The organism is Vreelandella aquamarina, from assembly GCF_900110265.1.
GTDB lineage: Bacteria > Pseudomonadota > Gammaproteobacteria > Pseudomonadales > Halomonadaceae > Vreelandella > Vreelandella aquamarina.
Genome location: NZ_FODB01000022.1, coordinates 1 through 20,335 on the forward strand (window position 1 = coordinate 1; position 20,335 = coordinate 20,335).

The 20,335-nt window shown below is 61.2% G+C and carries 18 protein-coding genes and 2 pseudogenes; 11 read left to right on the forward strand and 9 right to left on the reverse strand.

From position 1 onward, the window contains the following. Nucleotides 1-382: 382 nt before the first annotated feature. A complete protein-coding gene (locus BMY49_RS07690) occupies nucleotides 383-775 on the reverse strand; it encodes a septal ring lytic transglycosylase RlpA family protein (RefSeq protein WP_044629795.1) in 393 nt (130 codons plus the stop codon). Nucleotides 776-1,107: 332 nt separating this feature from the next. Here BMY49_RS07690 and BMY49_RS07695 point away from each other — a divergent pair, with 332 nt between their 5' ends. The 3 genes from BMY49_RS07695 to BMY49_RS07705 all read left to right on the forward strand — a co-directional run bounded on the left by BMY49_RS07695 (nucleotide 1,108) and on the right by BMY49_RS07705 (nucleotide 4,073). Then, nucleotides 1,108-2,550: a hypothetical protein gene (locus BMY49_RS07695; RefSeq protein WP_089675345.1), complete on the forward strand. Its 1,443-nt coding sequence runs from the start codon at nucleotides 1,108-1,110 to the stop codon at nucleotides 2,548-2,550. A gap of 117 nt (nucleotides 2,551-2,667) precedes the next feature. Continuing rightward, on the forward strand, nucleotides 2,668-3,453 hold the full coding sequence (locus BMY49_RS07700; protein ID WP_058578672.1) for an RsiV family protein: 786 nt from the start codon (nucleotides 2,668-2,670) through the stop codon (nucleotides 3,451-3,453). 140 nt (nucleotides 3,454-3,593) lie between these two features. After that, on the forward strand, nucleotides 3,594-4,073 hold the full coding sequence (locus BMY49_RS07705) for an NUDIX domain-containing protein (RefSeq protein WP_054641277.1): 480 nt from the start codon (nucleotides 3,594-3,596) through the stop codon (nucleotides 4,071-4,073). On the opposite strand, the gene BMY49_RS07710 is transcribed toward BMY49_RS07705, so the two are convergent. Beyond that, nucleotides 4,056-4,934 (reverse strand): DMT family transporter, encoded by an 879-nt coding sequence (locus BMY49_RS07710; RefSeq protein WP_054645110.1) that lies wholly within the window; start codon nucleotides 4,932-4,934, stop codon nucleotides 4,056-4,058. The two genes, BMY49_RS07705 and BMY49_RS07710, sit on opposite strands and share 18 nt — an antisense overlap. A 141-nt stretch (nucleotides 4,935-5,075) precedes the next feature. On the opposite strand from BMY49_RS07710, the gene BMY49_RS07715 reads away from it, so the two are divergent. Both BMY49_RS07715 and BMY49_RS07720 read left to right on the forward strand, forming a co-directional pair. Next, nucleotides 5,076-5,948, forward strand: coding sequence for a LysR substrate-binding domain-containing protein (locus BMY49_RS07715; RefSeq protein WP_054641605.1), 873 nt, complete (start codon nucleotides 5,076-5,078; stop codon nucleotides 5,946-5,948). 88 nt (nucleotides 5,949-6,036) lie between these two features. Then, complete coding sequence (locus BMY49_RS07720; RefSeq protein WP_062361355.1) at nucleotides 6,037-6,594, forward strand: cytochrome b; 558 nt, start codon at nucleotides 6,037-6,039, stop codon at nucleotides 6,592-6,594. Nucleotides 6,595-6,755: 161 nt separating this feature from the next. On the opposite strand, the gene BMY49_RS07725 is transcribed toward BMY49_RS07720, so the two are convergent. Further along, nucleotides 6,756-7,622: a LysR family transcriptional regulator ArgP gene (locus tag BMY49_RS07725; protein ID WP_089675346.1), complete on the reverse strand. Its 867-nt coding sequence runs from the start codon at nucleotides 7,620-7,622 to the stop codon at nucleotides 6,756-6,758. A gap of 160 nt (nucleotides 7,623-7,782) precedes the next feature. Here BMY49_RS07725 and BMY49_RS07730 point away from each other — a divergent pair, with 160 nt between their 5' ends. Further along, nucleotides 7,783-9,438, forward strand: a complete 1,656-nt coding sequence (locus BMY49_RS07730) for a multidrug ABC transporter permease/ATP-binding protein (protein WP_089675347.1) — start codon at nucleotides 7,783-7,785, stop codon at nucleotides 9,436-9,438. Nucleotides 9,439-9,484: 46 nt separating this feature from the next. Here the strand turns inward: BMY49_RS07730 and BMY49_RS07735 are convergent, their stop codons facing one another. From BMY49_RS07735 to BMY49_RS07745, 4 genes are all read right to left on the reverse strand, one after another. Next, nucleotides 9,485-10,252 (reverse strand): ABC transporter ATP-binding protein, encoded by a 768-nt coding sequence (locus BMY49_RS07735; RefSeq protein ID WP_062372434.1) that lies wholly within the window; start codon nucleotides 10,250-10,252, stop codon nucleotides 9,485-9,487. A gap of 31 nt (nucleotides 10,253-10,283) precedes the next feature. Next, the gene (locus BMY49_RS17790) at nucleotides 10,284-10,520 is read right to left on the reverse strand and encodes a hypothetical protein (RefSeq protein ID WP_062361348.1); all 237 of its coding nucleotides are present in this window, start codon (nucleotides 10,518-10,520) and stop codon (nucleotides 10,284-10,286) included. Between the two features lie 199 nt (nucleotides 10,521-10,719). Then, the gene (locus BMY49_RS17795) at nucleotides 10,720-11,043 is read right to left on the reverse strand and encodes a glycerophosphodiester phosphodiesterase family protein (RefSeq protein WP_062361346.1); all 324 of its coding nucleotides are present in this window, start codon (nucleotides 11,041-11,043) and stop codon (nucleotides 10,720-10,722) included. Between the two features lie 274 nt (nucleotides 11,044-11,317). Then, nucleotides 11,318-12,553 (reverse strand): IS1380 family transposase, encoded by a 1,236-nt coding sequence (locus BMY49_RS07745; RefSeq protein WP_089675348.1) that lies wholly within the window; start codon nucleotides 12,551-12,553, stop codon nucleotides 11,318-11,320. Nucleotides 12,554-12,657: 104 nt separating this feature from the next. On the opposite strand from BMY49_RS07745, the pseudogene BMY49_RS17800 reads away from it, so the two are divergent. Further along, nucleotides 12,658-12,780, forward strand: a pseudogene (locus BMY49_RS17800) (IS3 family transposase); the annotation flags it as partial. A 63-nt stretch (nucleotides 12,781-12,843) separates the two neighbouring features. Here the strand turns inward: BMY49_RS17800 and BMY49_RS07750 are convergent. Both BMY49_RS07750 and BMY49_RS07755 read right to left on the reverse strand, forming a co-directional pair. Continuing rightward, nucleotides 12,844-13,836 (reverse strand): annotated as a pseudogene (locus tag BMY49_RS07750) (LacI family DNA-binding transcriptional regulator); the annotation flags it as partial. A gap of 141 nt (nucleotides 13,837-13,977) precedes the next feature. Continuing rightward, the gene (locus BMY49_RS07755; protein WP_371827820.1) at nucleotides 13,978-15,435 is read right to left on the reverse strand and encodes an alpha-amylase family glycosyl hydrolase; all 1,458 of its coding nucleotides are present in this window, start codon (nucleotides 15,433-15,435) and stop codon (nucleotides 13,978-13,980) included. Between the two features lie 21 nt (nucleotides 15,436-15,456). Between BMY49_RS07755 and malE the strand changes: the two genes are divergently transcribed. From malE to BMY49_RS07775, 4 genes are all read left to right on the forward strand, one after another. Continuing rightward, on the forward strand, nucleotides 15,457-16,344 hold the full coding sequence (gene malE, locus BMY49_RS07760; protein WP_244154936.1) for a maltose/maltodextrin ABC transporter substrate-binding protein MalE: 888 nt from the start codon (nucleotides 15,457-15,459) through the stop codon (nucleotides 16,342-16,344). Nucleotides 16,345-16,406: 62 nt separating this feature from the next. Beyond that, nucleotides 16,407-17,942: a maltose ABC transporter permease MalF gene (gene malF / locus BMY49_RS07765; protein ID WP_089675349.1), complete on the forward strand. Its 1,536-nt coding sequence runs from the start codon at nucleotides 16,407-16,409 to the stop codon at nucleotides 17,940-17,942. A 25-nt stretch (nucleotides 17,943-17,967) separates the two neighbouring features. Beyond that, the gene (gene malG, locus BMY49_RS07770; RefSeq protein ID WP_013333439.1) at nucleotides 17,968-18,858 is read left to right on the forward strand and encodes a maltose ABC transporter permease MalG; all 891 of its coding nucleotides are present in this window, start codon (nucleotides 17,968-17,970) and stop codon (nucleotides 18,856-18,858) included. A gap of 154 nt (nucleotides 18,859-19,012) precedes the next feature. Beyond that, nucleotides 19,013-20,332 (forward strand): maltoporin, encoded by a 1,320-nt coding sequence (locus BMY49_RS07775; RefSeq protein ID WP_089675350.1) that lies wholly within the window; start codon nucleotides 19,013-19,015, stop codon nucleotides 20,330-20,332. The last annotated feature ends 3 nt before the right edge of the window (nucleotides 20,333-20,335 follow it).

The following is a 20,335-nucleotide window of genomic DNA, read 5'->3' on the forward strand; positions in this document are numbered from 1 at the left end:
CGCAGCCACGCTGAAGCTGCACGCCCGGCGCATCACCGTTCACCTCGGCGATGCGGCTGACAAATGGTGGCCTGCCTTGCTGAAGGGGCTACCGAAACTGACCGCGCTAGGCTGACTCGTCGGCGATACCACCACCGATCCCTGCGCCAAGCAGCCCCACTTCGGCTGACGGTGACGGCTGCACGGATGAGGGCAATTCATTCCTGTAGGCTATAAGAAGAACTAAAATTTGCGCTTTTTTGCATATAACAGCGGGGTCTCATGCTGCCAACGCGGTGCCGGTGGGCTGGTGTTGGCAGCGAGGGCTGACAATCCACTCAGCCAGCGCCCTCATGAATAAGGCGGGTTAAGGGGTATCACACGCTTGCGGATGTGTTATCCGTTAATCTACCAGGGTGATCATTACAGGTGCCGTGCCTCGGCGAATCATCCCGAGGGCTCGCGCTGCCCGTTTAGAAAGGTCGATCACGCGTCCTTTTACGAACGGGCCACGATCATTGATCATGACTTCGACTTCTTGTCCGGTATCGGGGCGGGTGACCAGCACCTTGGTACCGAAGGGCAGACTCGGGTGCGCTGCAGTCAGCGCTTGTTGATCGAAGGGCTCACCACTGGCGGTGGTGGCCCCTTGGAAGCGGTCGCTATAGAAAGAAGCCACCCCTTCTTGTAACTCAGTTTGCGCATTGGTTTGATGAGCAACTGCTTGATTGGCCGTCAAAAAAAGCAGTGCGACTGCCAAGCAGGTCGTTCGTAGTCGGTGTTTATGGGCTCCCATAGGAGTACCTCAGTGGTTCGTAAAGCGGACTCCGCATTCGTCGACGAGGTGCCGATAGGCGTATGGATAGTAGCTTGCTATGCAGGGGTCGGCAAGCTTTAAGAAGATCGGCGCAATTGGCCGCATAATTTCACTTTTTATCACATGCCGGTATGCCCTTGCGTTTCAGTGAGTTATGCCGTTCCCATGAAGCCAGTTAATGATGATATTTGTGCGGTGCAATATTTTTCATTAAACGCTCACTTTAACTCGTTTAGCGCCATATAATTCATGTACGACATCACTGCGCTCTACTGCTGACCACTATCTCGCCAATGAACAAGGATGCACCCATGGCTAAGTCTTCCTCTCTTACTCTTTTGATTGTGGCGGTGGGCGGCGTTGCCGTTGGTTACTTCGCCGCGCAAACGTTGCCCAGCGTGACCCCCTCGTCAGAAGAGCCCGACGCAGACACCACTACCGAACAGGGAGCGATGCCTGCGGCCCTTCAAGGCCTGGACTATCTCACCTTGGGTGAGCGCTCGCGGGGCGAAATCACCTCCGCCAGCGAGCTCAATGGCAAAGATGGCAGCCGCTTTACGCGTTATGCCATTTCATTGGAGGAAGAGGCACTGGTCGAGATATCGTTGAGCGGTGCGCTACAAGGCACGGTAGCGCTATATGACGATCAGCTCCAGCTATTGGCTAACGCAGAGACGGTGCGTCATCGTATCGAAGAGGGTGGCGATTACATCGTCGTCGTAAGCGGTGCCGATGCTCATAGCTATGGTCCGTTCAACGTCAGCAGCCGTACCATCGAGCTGAGCGATGCGGATAGTATGACCGTGGGCACCCCCGTCGACAGTTGGCTCGATAGCAGGGAGCGTGAGATTACGCTGACCATCGAAGAAGCAGGCATGTACCAGATCGAAATGCGTGCCGATGAGTTCGATGCGTACCTAGAATTGGAAGGCCCGAACGATTACTACCGCGAAGATGACGACAGCGCGGGTGAGTTGAATGCTCGCATTGCCGATTTTCTTGCCCCCGGTGAGTACACGTTGACTGCCCGCTCTGCCTTTGGTGATGGCAGTGGCCTGTTCACCCTGACGGCCGAGCCCCATGAGCTGCCGGGGAATGGCGAGCTGCGTAACGATGGCACCGTCACCCCCAACGAGACGCTGAGCGGCTGGTACAGCGGGCAAGACGTCACGTATGACTTAGAGATCGACCAAGCGGGCATGTACCAAATCGATATGAGCTCCAGCGATGTGGACGCTTACTTGGTACTCGAGGGCCCTAACGGTTATTACCGTGAAGATGATGACAGTGCGGGTGAGTTGAATGCGCGCATTGCCGATTTTCTCGCGCCGGGTACTTACCAACTCACGGCCCGTACCGCCTATGGCACCGACAGCGGGCTGTTCACTCTGGCTATTGAACCACGTGATCTGCCGAACGATGTCGAGTTACGCAACGAAGGTGCGCTCACTCCCGATGAAACGCTCAACGGCTGGTACAGCGGCGAGGCTCTGACCTATCAGCTCACGATAGAGGAAAGCTCGCTCGTCACGCTGAGCATGAGCTCTAACGACTTCGATACGTATCTTGAACTGTACGGCGAAGGCGTGTCCTATACTGACGACGACAGCGGCGGTGGTACCAACGCCCGTTTAGAGCAGGCGCTACTGCCCGGCACCTATACCGTGAGCGCACGCGGTTTTAGCGCCAGCGGCAGCGGTATGTTCGAACTAGCGGTGAGCGCAGAACCCACCGAAATGCAGCCGGACACCTAAACGCGACCGCGAAGTATCGGTTCGTTTTCAACAACGCCCCTGCCGCTCTGCAGGGGCGTTGCCGTTCTACGATGATCAGCCCGCCTCATAGGGTGAGTGATTCACAAGGAGGTTAAGATGCTACGCACGTTCAAAACACTAGGAGTGGGTCTATCGCTCGCCGGAGCGCTTCTCTTGGGCGGCTGTTTGGCCGCTGATACATCGCCCTCAGAGCCGTTTGCACTGGCCTCGCTGGCCGTGGAAAAACAGTACGTGGCCCCGGGATGTCAAGGGGAGCAGTGTTCGACGGTGACTATCTCAGCGCTGGCATTTCCCCAGGCGCCTGCGTTAAGCGAGGCCCTACAAACCCGCTTGCTCACCCTAGGCATGGCGATCAGCGACGAGACGGCTGCCCCTGCCGAGAGCTGGGACGCGTACGCTGAGCGCTTCCTGAGCCTAGCTGAAGAGGACAACCAAGCCGCGCCTGGCGACATGACCAGCGAAGCGCTATTGGAAGCCACGGTGTACGCACGTCATCACGACCTGTTGGTCATCGAACTCAATAGCTATGTGTATCATGCCGGCCAAGCGCATGGGCTTCCGTTGACCGAATACATGGTCATCGATGAGCGCGAGCGGCGCATCGTCGAGCCCGAGGACATGCTGGTGGACGGGCAGGAGGCCGCTTTCGATGCCCTTTTGGCTGGCGCGCATCAGCGTTGGATCACTGAGATGGGCCTCGATGCGCAGTTTGCAACCCAGTGGCCGCTGAGTAAAAGCCGCAACATTGCGCCGCTGGAGGACCGCTGGGAAGTGACCTACAACGTTTATGACATTGCGCCCTATGCGGCGGGCCAGCCAACCCTTACGCTCCCCCTTGAGGCGCTGAAAGGCGTGGCCAAGCCGCGTTACCTGGGCCAATAAACTAGCTCTGCGATTGCTCCTAATGGCGTAAAACAAATCGCCGGTTATCGACTACGCTGAAAAGCAGCTCGCCGACACGAGACGTGTGGGGGAGCTGCTTTTTTATTGTTCCCACGAAGACCAATAGGCATGGATCGCTTATGACACCCGATACGCAAGCCGCTCGGCAAGTGCAGCTACTGGTGGTCGATACGCAGGGCCGCTTGCTGCTCAAACGCGAGGCATCGCCTCCCCACTGGACGCTACTGGGCAGCGCGCTGGCTCACGATGAAGATTACCCGGCGGCGGCAATTCGTTTGCTCTTCGAGGAGGCCGGGCTTACCTGCCCCTTGGGGCCGCTACTTCGCCAGCGTGCCCACACCGCGAAAGCGGGCCAAACCGGTGAAGAGCGCTTTTTCTTGGTGCGCTGTCCCGATACCCAGCTTGACACCCACGACAACGCCCAGGGCAGGCTGATGCTGGACGATAGCCGTGACGCCACGCCCTGCTACGCGTGGTGGCCACTCTCGGAAATCCAGAGCAGCGAGAGTGACACCTTTGCGCCGTCCTGGTTGCCAGAGCTGCTGGCCAGCGTGCTGTTTAGCGAGATGATGATGCCCACCTCAGCGGCCCGCCTTTAAGCACCCAACGACCACCAGCAGGGCGGCCGTAGGTAGCCGCCAGTCGAATACGCTCATGCCTGCCAGGACGAGTAGCAACGCTGCCAAGATAGGCACGCCATACGCCAAGCTGCCCACGAGGCTGGCGTGACCGAATCGCAGCGCTTTGTCCCACGCCACCATGGCGATGCCGTAAGGCCCCAAGCCTAGCGCGATGCCTGCCACGAGCGCTTCGCCGCGAGGCAGCGCCACGTCACCCTCCAGCCAAACGCTAGCGATACAGGTGAGTGCACAAGCAATCAACAATAAGCGCGGCAGCAGCGGCGTGAGTGAGATAGGGGCCGCTTGACCTAGCCATGAATAGAGTGCCCAGCAGCAGGCCGCCAGCAGCGCCAAGCCATAGCCGGAAGCCGAACCGCCAACTCCCCCGCTGAGCGCTTGGGGCAGCAGTAATATCGCCGCGCCCGAAAAAGCGATCAGCGCGCCGGCCACGCTTGCCCACTGCAACCGTCCCCAGCGGCTCCACTGGCTCAGCAGCACGAACAGCACCGGCCATGTATAGGTAATCAACGCCGCTTCGGCGGCGGGGGCGAGACGCATACCAATGAAATAGCTGCTGACGGCGCCTACGATCAGCAGCGGGATACCCAGCCACACGCTTAGCCGCCAGCCTAGCGAACAGGTTTGCGTAGCAGCACGACGACTCAACGGCAGAGTGGCAAGTGCACCTGCTAGCAAGGTAAGTGCTGTTAGCTGAAGAGGGGCGGTGTCGCGGGCAAGCTCCACCAGCAGCGGCGCAATGCTCCACAGCGTCACCGCTACCAAGGCGGCGCAGACGCTGAATTTCGGGGATATGACTACTGGGGAGTGAGTGGGTTGCATGACGCGCCTCCTGGAGCCTGCAGTGATCCAACCTTTGAAGAGGACCAAGTCTTGTAATGATCCTATGGCGCGCAGCATACTCATCACCCACTCATCAAGATAACGATCTTTTATGATCAATATCATCAACAGTGGTGATGTATGCGCGCACCCACGTTTGACTTAACGCTGTTGCGAACGCTAGTGGCGATTGCGGATACAGGAAGCGTGACCGCAGCGGCGAAACGGCTGGCCTATACGCAGTCCACGGTGAGTATGCAGCTACAGCGGTTAGAAGCGCAGTTAGCGGTCAGCCTGCACGAGCGAGATGGTCGGCGGCTGCGCTTTACCGCTGAAGGTGAGCGCTTACTGGCTCATTCGCGAAGGCTGCTGGCGCTAAACGACGAGGCCTGGAGCGATATGCAGGCCCGCCAGATTACCGGAGATCTCACCCTCGGCATCCCTGAGGATTACGCCTCGCTGCTACCGTCGGTGTTTGCCTACTTTCACCAGCTCTATCCGGCGGTGGGATTAACCGTTAAGTGCGCCACCAGTGCTCACTTGGTCGAGCAAGTGAAAGCCTCGGAACTGGATCTGGCACTGGTAACGCGCCAGCGCAACTCCCCAGGGGGCGATGTAATTCGTCGTGAGCCGCTGGTCTGGGCGGTAGGGGTTCACCAGCAGCCATCATTGAGCGACCCCATTCCGCTAGCGCTATATTCCCCAGGGGCGGATGTGTTTCGTGAGGTGGCGGAGCAGGCCTTACAGGCCGCCGGGCGGGATTGGCGAGTGGCTTACACTAGCCAGTCTATGGCGGGGCTTGCGCCGATTGTGACTGCTGGGTTGGCAGTGGTGGTTGTGACGAGGAGTATGCTCACACCTACGCTGCGACCGTTAGATGAGAGTAGCGGGCTGCCTGCTTTGCCGATGATTGAGCTGGCGTTGCACCGTGCGCCGCACCGGCCTTCAGAGCCAGCTCGACGGCTGGGTGAATTGATTCGCGAACAGCTAGCGGCTCCCAGCGAAGCGTTATAAGGTATGTCATTACCTAACAATTATTTTTCTATCGTGACGCCGCTGAACTAAGCTAACGCTGACGACGCTACTGGGCAGGGAGTTTTGAATGCACGAGTTAGATCACTATATCTACCCGCATCGGGTGCTGCACTGGCTGGTAGCACTGGCGGTGCTGCTATCGCTAGCGAGTGGCTTAACCCTTGGGTTTTTGGGCTATGAACGTACTGTAGCGCTCGTCGGGAATACGCTGACCAACCTACTTTATACTAGCCATAAGACCCTGGGCGTCACGGTTCTGCTGCTGATGACGCTGCGCATTATTACCCGAATTGCCTTTGTAGTACCGGATCATGATCCGCCCCTGAATGCCTTTGAGCGCATTGTGAGCACCAGCGTGCACCATTTGCTCTATGTGGGGCTGGTCGTTATGCCGCTCCTCGGCTGGGCAGCCACCGCCACAGGCGGTTTTCCGGTGGAATTTTTCCACTGGCATTTGTCAGGGCTACTAGGTAAGAATGAGGCGCTCTCGGAAACTCTGTTTATGTGGCACGAGCGTGTAGGTTGGGCACTGGTGGTGCTGATTACGCTGCATGTGGCTGGCGCGCTGTTTCATTGGCGAATTAAGCGCGATAACGTGATGAAGCGCATGAGCCTGTTTGATTAAATCGCTGCCTACGCATCTTCTAAGTCACGCTGAACCATAGCCATAAAAACGGGTGGTTTGGCGTGCTTTTTCCGTACTCATAAGCTGCCGTTGGAGAGTAATGGGGCTGCTCTGGTTCCTTGAGTGTAGACCTCTTTTTAGAGCCCTGAGTAAACATGATGCTAAAGCGTGAGATGGTTCAGCCTTTCCGTTAGTCGCTGAATCAGCTGCCCGCTGTGACGCCAATAGTGCCAGTAGAGCGGTACGGTTAATCCTTGCCCCGGTGCGATACTCACCAGTTGGCCTGCTTGCAACTGTTCAGCAGCTTGGCGCTGAGGAATCATGCCGTACCCAATCCCCGCCGTTGCCAAGCGCACGAAGCCCTCTGACGAAGGGCACAAGTGGTAGGGGAAGTGCCCCTGGTAGCCGCACTGCGCCAAAAACTGGTGCTGTAGCTGGTCGTGGGGGCCAAAGACGATAGCGGGGGCTTTTTGAAACGCCTCTGCGCTCAGGCCTTCCGGAAAAAAGCGTGCGGCATAGCTGGGCGATGCCAGCGGTTGATAAGACATATCCCCCACGTGTAGGCAGCGGGCACCGGCAATTGGGTTGGGTGTGGCGCATAGGCAGGCGGCAACATCGCCATCGCGTAGACGCTTTAAGCCTACCTCCTGGTCTTCAATGACCAAATCCAGCAGCACCTCTTCCGTTTGGCAGATATCCGCCACGGCGTCGGCCCACCAGGTCACCACGCTATCGGCATTCAGGGCAATGCGTAGCCTTGGCGCGGCTTTTTCTAGAGAGGGAAGAGCATCGTGTAAATCGCGCTCCAAGAGCTGCACCTGCTGGTAATGAGCTAATAATCGCTGGCCGGCAGGCGTGGGCGCGAGAGCGGGGTGGCGCACCAGCACCGGCTGGCCCAAACGAATTTCCAGCGCTTTTATCCGTTGAGAGATAGCTGATTGCGAAAGGCCCATCACGTCGCCTGCTCGCTCGAAGCCGCCGCACTCCACCACGGTGGCCAGTGCATGCAGTAATTTGTAATCCACCATGATGTCCTCTCTGTTGTTGGCTCTGGCAGTTAATCAACACCGCAACGGCGAGTAAAGGAAGGCGCGCGGGCCAAGATGCGTAAATGAAAATCAGTCTCTTTGTTTGACTTGCCGGGGAAGTGCGTCACAATTCGCCGCTTATGTGTAAAGGGGTTGCAGCATGGAATTATTGCGAGTGGTGTTTCGCCATTACCGCTGGCCGTTTCTAGGCGCACTAGCGCTGAGCCTGGTGAGTGCTGGGCTTGGGGTCGGTGTGATTGCGTTCATCAACCAGCGGCTGATCGAAGCGGGCAGCGCCCTCTCCGCATTGCCCCAGTTTTTAGGGCTATTGGCGCTGCTGCTGGCGGTCACGCTGGGCACGCAGCTAGCGCTCACCTTGCTTGGCCACTACTTCGTCTTTGATCTGCGCTCCCGGCTGGTGAAGCGGATTCTGGATACCGATATCGAACGGTTAGAGCAGCTTGGTAACGCGACGCTGCTGGCAAGTCTCTCCAGCGATGTGCGCAATATTACCATTGGTTTTGTGCGCTTACCTGAGCTGGTGCAGGGCGTAGTACTCACGCTGGCCTCGGTGGCGTACCTTGCGTGGCTCTCGCCGCAGATGGTGGTGATCACCGTGCTGTGGATGGCCTTCACCATGGGCGTTGGCTGGGTGCTGGTATCGAAGGTGTATCGCCACTTCCATCAGGTGCGCGAAAGCGAGGATCGGCTGTATAAGGATTATCAATCGGCGATCGAAGGTCGCAAAGAGCTGGCGCTTAACCGTGACCGTGCGCGGCGCTTTTTTGATGAATCCTACACGGATAACGCAAAAGCGTATCGCCACCATATTATTCGCGCAGACACCTACCACCTCAGCGCCAATAACTGGTCCAATATCATGATGCTGGGCGCCATTGGCGTAGTGTTCTTCATGGCCAACGTGCTGGGCTGGGCAAGCCCTGCGGTGGCAGCCACCTTTGCTCTAACCCTGCTGTTTTTACGCACGCCCTTGATTCAGGCCGTGGGCGCATGGCCCACGTTAATCAGCGCCCAAGTGGCGTTCGATAAATTGGCCAGCCTGGAGCTAGCGGAGTACCAGCCGGGCTTCGATGTGGAGGATCGTTTCCAAGGTTGGCAGCGCTTAACGCTCACCAACGTGGTGTATCGCTACACGCCGTCCTCCGGGGGCGAAGGCTTCCAGGTGGGACCGCTCAATCTCACGCTGGCGCGTGGCGAGCAGGTGTTTCTGATTGGCGGTAACGGCAGCGGTAAATCGACGCTGGCGCGTCTGCTGTCAGGGTTGTACCGCCCGCAAAGTGGCCAAATTAGTGTGGATGGAAAGGAGCTTAGCCCGCAAGAGTGGGCTGCGTTTCGGGCGCGCTTTGCCAGCGTCTTTACCGATTTTCACCAGTTCGACCAAGCCATGGGGCCGGGTGGCAAAGCGGCTGACCCGGTACTGGTCGCGACCTGGCTCGAGCGGCTGCAGATGCAGCAAAAGCTTGAATGGCAAGATGACCGCGTGGTGAATACGCAGCTCTCGCAAGGGCAGCGCAAGCGTTTGGCACTGCTGCTGGCGATTGCCGAAGAGCGGGATATTTTGCTGCTGGATGAGTGGGCGGCGGACCAGGACCCGCAGTTCAGGCGGCTGTTTTACCGCGAACTGTTACCTCACTTGAAAGCGATGGGCAAAACCGTGTTTGCCATTAGCCACGACGACAGCTACTTCGTCCATGCGGACCGCTTATTGGAGATGTCTAAGGGGCAATTGAGTGAGCTGACGGGAGAGCAGCGGGCACAGGCCAGTGAAGATGCGGTGGCGCAGATCAGCTCGTGAGCCTACAGCAGCCACCGACGCAGGGTGGCCACTTTTCAGCGGCCAGCTACTGGGCAACGGCGATATTGTGCTCTCCATTGGGGTGTCGGATGACTTGCATCGGCAACCCGTAAATGGCTTCCAGGGTGCTGTCGCGCATTAGCTCGTGGGGAGACCCGTGTGCCAGGAGTCGGCCGCTGTGCAGGGCCATCAGCTCATCGCAGTAGCGGGAGGCCATGTTGATATCGTGCAGCACGATCACCACGCCCAAATCGAGCTCGTCGCACAGCTTGCGAATCAGCGCCAGCACTTCGATTTGATGGGCAATATCCAGCGCCGCCAACGGCTCGTCCAACAGCAGGAAGCGGCTGCCCTGGGCAAGCAGCATCGCCAGCCAAACCCGCTGGCGTTCGCCGCCGGAGAGGGTGTCGACCAGTCGGTCGGCGAAGGCTTCCGTATGCGTGAGCGCAATGGCGCGTTCCACGGCTTCTTCGTCGGCCTGGGTGTGGCGCCCCAAGAGACCGTGCCACGGATAGCGGCCAAAGCCGACCAGTTCACGCCCGGTCAAGCTCTCGGCGCTCGGCAGGTGTTGAGGAAGGTAGGCCACTTGGCGAGCAAACTCACGATGCCCCCAGTCACTCAGCGGGCGCTGATCGAAATGGATCGCGCCCCGAGCGACCGGCTGCTGCTGTGCCATCAGCTTGATGAGCGTCGACTTGCCGGAACCATTATGGCCAATCAGGCCATACACTTTGCCTTCGTGAAACGTGTGCTCGATGGGGTTGAGGATGGGTTTGCCATTGACTTCAAACGTGGCGTCTTTGATCTCGAACATGGACGACTCCTGGTGGCGAATGCATCAATCATCATGCCGCCATTCTAGTGCTAATGGTTCTCATTTTTAATGAAAAAATGAAAAAAATAGCCGAACGCTCAATGGGACCCGCCTTGTACTCATCGATCATCTTCTGGGCGTAGGCCTGCTGAGTGAAACCCTCGGAAGTATGCCCGGTGAACGGCATGTCGACCTCGTGGGATTTCAGTTCCGGTGCCATCATGATCCCCTGCTGCTGGAAGAGCACAATACTGTTGGCATGGCTCATCAAGGTACCAGGGGACGTATAGAGGTCTGTGCGCCACCCTGGGGTGCCCGTCACTTACACCACGATACTCGTGGCATCGCTATTCACGCCCTTGCAGCGTATGAAACTCCGCGAGCGTTATGTCACTAGTGCAGCAGCGTATATCGGCCGCGTTGGTCAACGCGCCGGTGGTGTCATCGAACGCTGGCGGCACGCTGCACTACCCGGCCAATGGCGTCTCGACGATATTGGTGGTGGCGTGGAGGTCACACTGTGAGTGGCGGCAGACTAGTGCTTCGTTGGCGGTGAAGGCGACGTCGCACTCCAAGATATCGGTCCCGCCCTGAGCGCCTGCGATATACGACTCGAGCGTGTGTTCGGGAAACTGAAGCGGTGCGCCCCGATGCCCAATCGGCAGCGGCGAGCAGTGCCAGGTGGTTCGCTCGGCGGCACTGATCAGTAACGTCGCTTTGAGTGCCTGCTCGTGAGCATTGTCCGCACTCATGTCGTTGACCAGAAAGAGCGGGCGGGGTCCCAGCGTCACTGCCTACGCCGCCTCGATCAGCGCCTCGTTCCAGCGGGGCGTCTTCTCGCTCTCTTCAGCAATGGCAAGGGCAGGAGCCAGCAGGCTGCCTAGCCCGGATGTTGCACCGGGTCAGTCAGAAGTCCCCAGATGCCAGGCTCGGTGGGGATAAAAGGGATCTGGAGTGGAGTTTGGCTGCTTTTTGATCAAGTTCCTGTGCTCAGGGCGCACCCCCCCACCCCCCCACCCCCCCACCCCTATGTCTTTTCTGTGCCGGGGACAGCACGCCGTGGCGCTATCCCGGCACCAGCTTGCTGGCCAGCTTCAGGAAGAGGTCCTGCTCCGGGTACTGGCTGCTCAACATCAGCCGAATCGTGCGCGTGTTGCGGGTGATGACGGCGCCGATCTTCAGCAGCTTCAGGCGGAGGGTGTTGACCTGGGCCTGGGCGAAGTCGGTGCGCTTGAGGTAAATCCGACGCAGCCGCTCCAGGAGCAGGTAGGCCAGCCCCGAGAGCAGCAGTCGGTACTGATTGGGCCACCATTCGTGGCAGCTGGTGCGGTCGGAGAACAGGAACTGCTGCTCCACATAGCGGGTGTTGAAGCCACGCCGGCTGGTCTCGGACTTGACGATCACCCTTCGTCGACGCTCCTTCCAGCTCTTGGCAGCGTACTCGATGAAGCCGAAGACACGCTCCTTCTCCCAACTCTTCTCGAAGCGGATAGCCGACGTGTAGTCGATGTCCAGAGCCAGCTTGGCCAAGCGCTTGTTGCCGGCGAGGCCGATGATGTAATCGACGCCGTGGCGGTCGCACCAGTTGAGAATCAGCGGACGGCAGAATCCGCTGTCGCCTCGGAAGACGATCTTCACCTCAGGCCACGCCTGGCGCAGCCGCCGGACCAACAGGGCGAGGATGGCGCCGGCGTGGTGAGCGGCATCCAGCGAGGCCGGACGCAGATAGCTGACCAGCAGCTGGTCGCCACAGAACACGAACAGCGGCAGGAAGATGTAGTGGTTGTAGTAGCCGTTGAAGTGCCGCCCGAGCTGCTGGCCATGCACCCGATCGGCGGTAGCATCGAAGTCGAGGTAGAGCGGCTTCTTGGGTGGCCGCCGGAACGAGCGGATGAACTGCTCGATCATTTCCTCGTGGATGGTGACCGCCCAGTCCCGATCGGCTTGCTGCTCGAAGCGACACAGCGTGGACTGGCTGGCCAGCACGCCATCGGTATCGACGGCGGTCTGCAGGGCGATGTCGTGACGCAGCGCCTGGTGGTCGTTGAGATCCTCGTAGCCCAGCGCCAGGCCAAACACGCGCTGCCGAACCAGGGTTTCGGTGCGATGCAGGCAGCGTTGAGGATCGCGGTCATCACTCAGCCGGCGAGCGACGGCGCGGGTTAGGCCCATCTCGCGATCGAGCTGCCTCAGCAGCAGGATACCGCCGTCGGAAGTGACATCACCGCCATCGAAACGGGCGATGACCTGACGGCCTTTGCAGCGTGGAAAGGAAGCGGACGGCGTGGTACATTTTGTCATGGCGGCTGAGGCGGTTGGTTCTTGTGTAGGAGCTTGAATTATAACCGGTTTTCAGCCGCCTTTTTCATGTCTTATGCAATATCCAGGTTAAGCGGGTTGTCCGCATGGTCTTCGATCACGCGGTCGATTACCCCACCCAATGGGCGTCTACCGGCGCCATTGCCCCCAAGATTGGCTGTACACCGGAGACTCTGCGTAGCTGGGTTCGTCAGGCCGAACGTGACACGGTAGGGGCAGCTCTCGCCGACGATCAGCTCGGTGGCCAGCAGGCTGGGTTCGGCGGGGACGAGGCCGAGGATCATGCGTGCGGTGATGCGCCCCTTCTCGGTGCTGTCCTGGCGCACCGTGGTCAGGCGCGGCGAGCGGTACTGCCCTTCGGCGATGCCGTCGAAGCCGGTCAGGCGCAGGTCCTCGGGGATGCGCAGGCCACGCTGCTCGGCCAGGGTCAGGGCGGTGAGGGCAATGCGGTCGGACATGCACAGCAGCAGATCCGGCCGTTCGTCGTCGGGCAGGTCGAGAATGGAGGCGATCACCGGAGCGCAGATGTCATGGGTATTCTCCTCGATATTCCACACTGGCACCGCCGCCGGGTCGATGCCGTGTTCCTCGAAGGCGCGATGGAAGCCATCGAGACGGGCGCGGGTAATGGTGCGTTCGGCGGTCAACCAGGGTTGTTCCTCGGTCACCCGCCCGTTGCAGGGTGTCTCGGTGAGTCGCAGGGCGAGCACGCCGATGCGCCGTGGCGGTGTCGCCAGGGCATAGCAGGCGATAGCGTGACTGGCGGGCTCATTGTCGATGTGCACCATCGGCTGGCCGTCGATGTTGAAATCCACGGCGACCAGGGGGCGCTGGGCGGGCAGTTCGTTGAGCAGCATCGCGCTCGGCATCAGGCCATAGACGATGAAACCGTCGGCCATGCTGGCCGTGCCGGAGGTCTGCCGCGAACCGGGTTGCCGACCCGATAGCAACAGCAGGGTATGGCCATGATCGTCGAGCACTTCGGCGATCCCGGTCAGCAGCTCGCTGGATACCGCGTCGTTCAGGCTGTAGGTCAGGGTCTCGGCGAGGACTACCGCGATGATCCGCGAGCGGCCGGTGCGCAGGGTGCGGGCGCGGGCATCCGGTCCTTGATAGCCCAGGCGCTGGGCCTCGCTGAGGATACGCTCGCGCAGGCGCGGCGAGAGCTGGTCCGGTCGGTTGAAGGCGTTGGAAACGCTGGCGGTCGAGACGCCGAGTTCGCGGGCCAAGTCCTTGAGTGTGATATGCCGAGAGGGAGGTGTCACAGCGGAGTTCCATGCCGAATGCGTTGGGTGCCCAGCATACCGGCACGGCCGGGACTGGCCCAGTCCCGGCCGTGCCGGATCCTCCGACCCGCCCTTCGGAGCTCGGCCATATTCGGTACCGAGCGCCCGGGGCGAGCGATGTCAGCGATCCGGCCAGCCATCGGCGGTCGAAGTGATGGCGATGCCTCGTGCCGGCAGCGTCACGCTGCCCGCTTCCCATCGGCCGTTGACGCATGACGGCGCGTCGTCCAGCGGCGTGATGGTCGTCGGGGCGGGCAGGGTGCGGGGCTCGTCGGTGAAGTTGAGGGCCACCAGGAGGCGTTCGTCGTCGTGCCGACGCTCCAGGCGCATGACGCCGTCGCGTACCGGGTGATGAACGACCTCGCCCTCGACCAGGGCGGGATGGTGACGGCGGAAGGCGAGGAAGGCGCGATAGGCGTTGAGCAGTGAAGCCGGATCGTCTTCCTGGCGGTCCACGGCCAGGGCCAGGTGCTCGGTGGCGATCGGCAGCCAGGGGGCGGTCGTCGAGAAGCCGCCATGAGCGGCGTCGTGTCGCCAGGGATGCGGGGTGCGGCAGCCGTCGCGTCCCTTGTAGGCGGGCCAGAAGGCGATGCCGGCGGGGTCGACCAGGGAGTCGAAGTCCAACGTCACTTCGCCCAATCCCAACTCCTCGCCCTGATACAGGCAGATACTGCCGCGCTGGGTGAGAAGGAAGGCCATGTAGAGGCGCAGGGCCGCCGCGTCTTGCTCGGCATTCCAGCGCGTGGCCAGCCGTGTCACGTCATGGTTGCCGAGTGCCCAGCAGGGCCAGCCGTCGTCGAGACGGGCTTCCATGGTGGCCAGGGTGTGATGCAGGTAGTCGGGGTCGTGCCGTTCGCCCAGCAGGTCGAAGGAATAGCACATGTGCAGCCGCTTGCCGCCCCGGGTGTAGTCGGCCATCACCGTCAGCGAATCGTCGTCGCCGACCTCGCCCACCGAAGTGGTGCCGGGGTATTCGTCCAGCAGGGCGCGCAGGCGCTCGAGAAAGGCCAGGTTCTCGGGCTGGGTCTTGTCGTGCAGATGGTGCTGGAAGGCATAGGGATTGTCCGGGCGGACACCCATGAAGCCTTCCTCGAGCGCCTCCCGTGGCGGGTTGTCGCGCAGCTCCCCGTGGGTGCAGAAATTGATGGCGTCGAGACGGAAGCCGTCCACGCCTCGATCCAGCCAGAAACGCACTTCGCCGAGGACGGCCTCGACGACCTCGGGATGGCGAAAGTTGAGATCGGGCTGCTCGGCCAGGAAATTGTGCAGGTAGTACTGGCGGCGCCGGGTATCCCATTGCCAGGCCGCACCGCCGAAGATCGATTGCCAGTTGGTGGGCGGCGTGCCATCGGGGCGCGGGTCGGCCCAGACATACCAGTCGGCGCGTGGATTGTCGTGATTCTGACGGCTCTCGACGAACCAGGGATGCTGGTCGGAAGTGTGCGACAGCACCTGGTCGATGATGACCTTGAGCCCCCTGGCATGGGCGGCCTCCACCAGGCGGTCGAAGTCCTCGAGAGTGCCGAACAGCGGGTCGACGTCCCGATAGTCGCTGATGTCGTAGCCGAAGTCCTTCATCGGCGAGGTGAAGAAGGGCGGATGTCGCCGTCGACGGAGTATCGCGAGCGCTATTTCGATTTCACCTGGGACGCGATGGTCTGGAATGGCGAAACCTACGGTTATCCCATTTCAGTGGAGTCGCTGGGCCTGATCTACAACAAGGATATCGTCCAGACAGCGCCGGAAAGTTTCGAGGCCCTGGCCGAGCTCGACGCCGAACTGAGCGAGGAGGGCAAGAAGGCGATCCTGTTCGACTACGGCGAACCCTATTACGGCTGGCCCCTGCTGGCCGCCAATGGTGGTTATCCCTACAAGCGGACCGCCGAGGGATATGACGTCGGCGACATCGGCGTCAACAATGCCGGGGCCGTGGAGGGCGCGCAACGCCTGCGCGAGCTGATCGACTCCGGCGTGCTGCCCGAGGGAACCGACTACAACGTCATGGCCTCGCGCTTCAATCGTGGCGAGGTGGCGACCATGATCAGCGGCCCCTGGGCCTGGAGCAACCTGGAAAAGAGCGGCATCGACTTCGGCGTGGCGCCGCTGCCCAAGGTAGGGGAGAAAAGGGCGAAGCCGCTGTTCGGGGTGACCGCGGCCATGATCAATGCCGCTTCGCCCAACGATTTCCTGGCCACCGAATTCCTCGAGGGCTACCTGCTCGATGAAGAAGGGCTGCGGACCTTCAACAGTGACGGTTCGCTGGGCGCGGTGGCGCATCGGGCCTATCAGGCGGAACTGGGCGAGAACCCCAATATCGCGGCCACCCTGGCCAACGCCGAGATCGGCGACCCCATGCCCAACATTCCCGAGATGGGGGCCTTCTGGTCGGCCATGGAGCCGGCACTGCAGAACATCGGCAGTGGCCGCCAGGCGCCACAGGCCGCACTCGATGCTGCCGCCGAGCGCATGCGTACCTCGATTCAGTGATCCTTCCCAACATTCGTCCGCGTCCTGGCTCCGGTCCGGTCGCGGGCGGCAGGTGACCGGCCATGTTCACGACCAATGCTTCACGCGGCCTGCCGCGCCATCGTTCCCGCTCCCTTGCCGAGCGCTATCGCCGTTGGATTTCCCGCGCCCTGGTGGCGGCGCTGGTGGTATCCTTGCTGTGGCTGGTGGTGGCGTTCCACCTGCGGGGGCAGTGGATGTTCGCGTTGCTGTTCCTGGTGCTGGGGGCTTCCCTGGCGGTAGTGTTCGGCAAGCGCGAGCTGATGAGTCATCGCTACGTCTTCCCGGCACTGGCCGGCATGGGCGTCTTCGTGATCTTTCCACTGCTGTATACCGTCGGCATCAGCTTCAGCAACTACAGTTCGAGCAACCTGCTCAGTGAGGAGCGGGTGCGTGCCCAGTTTCTCGAGCGTACCTATCAGGCCGAGGGCAGCGCCTTCGATTTCCGGCTTTACCGCGAAGGCGAGCGTGTCCGGCTCTATCTCGAGGCCCAGGGGGAAGAGACGAGTATCGGGGCGTCGCGCCTGATATCCGAGCCCCTGGTCGACAGCGAGTCGGGAGGCTCCCTGGCGGTGCATCCCGCCCAGTCGCCACCGGCTGGAGAGGTCCTGGGCATGCGCGAGGTGATCGCCGAGCGCGAGCGCCTCCAGCGACTGGTACTGACCACTCCCGAGGGCGTCGAGCTGCGCATGGCCGGCTTGCGGCACTTCGCGCCGATTCTGCCGCGCTACACGGAAAACCCCGATGGCAGCCTCACCGATCTACGTGACGGGACTCGACTGACGCCGGATCGCGAGCATGGTTTCTTCGTCGACGGCGAGGGCGAACGCCTGACACCGGGCTGGCCGGTGGCGGTGGGGCTGGACAATTACGCACGCGTGCTGCTGGATCCCGACGTGCGGGGCCCCTTCCTGGCCATCTTCGTCTGGACCTTCGTCTTCGCCGGTCTCACGGTGCTCTTCACCCTGGCGGTGGGCTTCGTGCTGGCCTCGTTGCTGCAGTGGGAGCAACTGCGGGGCAAGGCCGTGTATCGCACGCTGCTGATCCTGCCCTATGCCGTGCCGGCCTTCATCTCGATCCTGATCTTCAAGGGCATGTTCAACCAGTCCTACGGTGAGATAAACCTGATCCTCGAAGGGTTGTTCGGCATCCGTCCTAACTGGTTCACCGATCCGGCCATGGCCAGGACCATGCTGCTGTTGTGCATGGGGCTCTTGCAGTCGGTGCCGCGTGATCTGTATGAAGCCTCGGCGGTGGATGGCGGGGGGCCCCTGACCAACATGTTCCGGATCACCCTGCCGCTGATCATCAAGCCGCTGACACCGCTGCTGATCGCTGCCTTCGCCTTCAACTTCAACAATTTCGTGCTGATCACCCTGCTCACCGGCGGCAGCCCGGACATTCTCGGGGCGAGTACGCCGGCAGGCACCACCGACCTGCTGGTCAGCTACACCTATCGCATCGCCTTCCAGGATGCCGGGCAGGACTTCGGGCTGGCAGCGGCCATCGCCACCCTGATCTTCCTGCTGGTGATGGGATTGTCGTTGCTCAACCTGCGGCTCTCCCGGGTCGAGGTGTAGGTCCGGATTCCAGGAGGATTCTTCCATGGCCATGGTTCAACCGCGTTCCATCCGTGCGCGCAAGCTGGCCGCGCATCTCGCCCTGCTGGGTGTTGTCGCCCTGGTGGCATTTCCCTTGCTGCTGGTGATCTCGATCTCCTTTCGCGAGGGCAATTTTGCCACCGGCAACCTGATTCCCGAACGCTTCTCCCTGGAGCACTGGTCTCTGGCGCTGGGGATTCCCTGGGAGCGCGCCGATGGCAGCGTCGTACAGCCACCGTTTCCGGTGCTCTTGTGGCTCTGGAATTCGGTCAAGGTGGCGGCGGTGTCCTCGGTGCTGATCCTGTTGCTCGCCACTACCAGTGCCTATGCCTTCGCCCGTATGCGCTTTCGCGGCAAGGCGGGGCTGCTCAAGGGGATGCTGATTTTCCAGATGTTCCCGCCAGTGCTGTCGCTGGTGGCGCTTTATGCGCTGTTCGACCGGCTCGGCCAACTGGTGCCCTGGCTCGGCATCAACTCCCATGGCTCGCTGATTCTCGCTTCGCTCGGCGCTGTGGCCCTGCATATCTGGACCATCAAGGGCTACTTCGAATCCATCGACGGCTCCCTGGAGGAGGCCGCCATGATCGATGGAGCGAGCACCTGGCAGGCGTTCCGGCACATCCTGCTGCCGCTGTCGGTGCCGATTTTGATGGTGGTGTTCATCCTCGCCTTCATCATGTCGATCATGGAGTATCCCATGGCCTCGGTGCTGCTGCTCGACGAGGACAAGCTGACGCTGGCGGTGGGCGCCCAGCAGTATCTCGCCGAGCATAACCAGCGCTGGGGTGACTTTGCGGCGGCGGCGGTGCTCTCCGGCCTGCCCATCACCCTGGTGTTCCTGCTCTGTCAGCGCTGGATCGTCGGCGGCCTGACCGCCGGCGGCGTGAAGGGCTGACACTCCTCCTCCGCTTACTATCGCCTACGCCCCGTTCCCCCGCCCCTCATCCATGGGGCGGGGAGGATAACAGGGCGCCTCCTTTCCGACACAGTACGGCGGCATCCCGTCAGGGAGCCGTCGCCGCTAACGCCCGACCGGGCTTCAAGAGCGCATGGGTTTCAAGCCCGGCTTTGCCATACACAACAAGAAAGGGATCATCATGACCTCACTCAGGACACGACGCTTTACGCTCTCCACCCTGACCGCCGCCATCGCCCTGGGAGCGACCGGGGCTGCACAGGCCGCCGACGTCGACTTCTACGGCTTTGGTCGCTCGGGAATCGGCTCGACCACCGGCGGTGGCGACCAGGCGTGCTTCCAGGCAGCCGGCGCGCCGGCCAAGTACCGCCTCGGCAACGAGTGCGAGACCTACGCCGAGCTGGGCCTGGGCTCGACGCTCTACGAGAAGGACGGCAAGACCTTCTATTTCGACAGCCTGGTGGCCTACGTCAACGAGCAGGGCAACGACTTCGAGGCCCTGGACAGCGAAAGCGACGATGGCAACACCATGGCGCTGCGCCAGCTCAACGTCCAGGCGACCGGGGTGATCGAGGCACTGCCCAACGCGACCCTCTGGGCCGGCAAGCGCTACTACCAGCGCCATGACATCCACTTGAACGACTACTACTACTGGGACCTCTCGGGGCCCGGTGGCGGTATCGAGAACATCGACCTGGGCTTCGGCAAGTTGAGCCTGGCCTGGTTGCGCAACACCAGCGAGGACACCGAGTTCCCCGATGGGCGCCAGAACCTCGCCAACAACACCCTCGACATTCGCCTGGCGGACATCGCGACCAATCCGGGCGGTAGCCTCGAGATCGGCTACGACTATGGCGCGGCAACGCTCACCGATGCCCAGGACCGCGCCGGCATCGATCCCAAGAAGGGGTACATGGTGACCCTGCAGCACACCCAGGGCGATTGGTTCGGTGGTTACAACAAGTTCGCGGTGCAGTATGCCACCGACGGCATCATCGGCGGTTCCGGTCGTGCCAACACGGCGTCGACCACGCCGGAAGGCGACATGATTCGCGTGCTCAATCACGGTCAGGTCAACCTGACACCGGATATCGACATGCTCTACGCCGCCATCTACGAGGACCGTGACCTGGACAACGGCCAGGGGCAGACCTGGCTGTCGGCCGGCGTTCGACCGACCTATTACTGGACCGACACCCAGAGCACGGCGCTGGAACTCGGCTATGACCGTGTCGACCCTCAGGATGACGGCATGGAAACCGCCGACCTGACCAAACTGACCCTGGCCCAGCAGTGGTCGGCGGGACGCGGGGCCTTCGCGCGTCCGGTGCTGCGCGCTTTCGTGACTTATGCCAACTGGGATGGTGATGTCTACAACGCTGCCAGCGAGTCCATCGACATGGGCGAGTACGACGGCGTGACCGTGGGGCTACAGGCCGAGGCCTGGTGGTAAGCC

Bases quoted from the DNA above. Each gene is read 5' to 3' on its own strand.
- BMY49_RS07690 (WP_044629795.1), bottom strand. From the start codon at position 775: ATGGGAGCCCATAAACACCGACTACGAACGACCTGCTTGGCAGTCGCA.
- BMY49_RS07695 (WP_089675345.1), top strand. From the start codon at position 1,108: ATGGCTAAGTCTTCCTCTCTTACTCTTTTGATTGTGGCGGTGGGCGGC.
- BMY49_RS07700 (WP_058578672.1), top strand. From the start codon at position 2,668: ATGCTACGCACGTTCAAAACACTAGGAGTGGGTCTATCGCTCGCCGGA.
- BMY49_RS07705 (WP_054641277.1), top strand. From the start codon at position 3,594: ATGACACCCGATACGCAAGCCGCTCGGCAAGTGCAGCTACTGGTGGTC.
- BMY49_RS07710 (WP_054645110.1), bottom strand. From the start codon at position 4,934: ATGCAACCCACTCACTCCCCAGTAGTCATATCCCCGAAATTCAGCGTC.
- BMY49_RS07715 (WP_054641605.1), top strand. From the start codon at position 5,076: ATGCGCGCACCCACGTTTGACTTAACGCTGTTGCGAACGCTAGTGGCG.
- BMY49_RS07720 (WP_062361355.1), top strand. From the start codon at position 6,037: ATGCACGAGTTAGATCACTATATCTACCCGCATCGGGTGCTGCACTGG.
- BMY49_RS07725 (WP_089675346.1), bottom strand. From the start codon at position 7,622: ATGGTGGATTACAAATTACTGCATGCACTGGCCACCGTGGTGGAGTGC.
- BMY49_RS07730 (WP_089675347.1), top strand. From the start codon at position 7,783: ATGGAATTATTGCGAGTGGTGTTTCGCCATTACCGCTGGCCGTTTCTA.
- BMY49_RS07735 (WP_062372434.1), bottom strand. From the start codon at position 10,252: ATGTTCGAGATCAAAGACGCCACGTTTGAAGTCAATGGCAAACCCATC.
- BMY49_RS17790 (WP_062361348.1), bottom strand. From the start codon at position 10,520: ATGAGCCATGCCAACAGTATTGTGCTCTTCCAGCAGCAGGGGATCATG.
- BMY49_RS07745 (WP_089675348.1), bottom strand. From the start codon at position 12,553: ATGACAAAATGTACCACGCCGTCCGCTTCCTTTCCACGCTGCAAAGGC.
- BMY49_RS07755 (WP_371827820.1), bottom strand. From the start codon at position 15,435: ATGAAGGACTTCGGCTACGACATCAGCGACTATCGGGACGTCGACCCG.
- malE (WP_244154936.1), top strand. From the start codon at position 15,457: ATGTCGCCGTCGACGGAGTATCGCGAGCGCTATTTCGATTTCACCTGG.
- malF (WP_089675349.1), top strand. From the start codon at position 16,407: ATGTTCACGACCAATGCTTCACGCGGCCTGCCGCGCCATCGTTCCCGC.
- malG (WP_013333439.1), top strand. From the start codon at position 17,968: ATGGCCATGGTTCAACCGCGTTCCATCCGTGCGCGCAAGCTGGCCGCG.
- BMY49_RS07775 (WP_089675350.1), top strand. From the start codon at position 19,013: ATGGGTTTCAAGCCCGGCTTTGCCATACACAACAAGAAAGGGATCATC.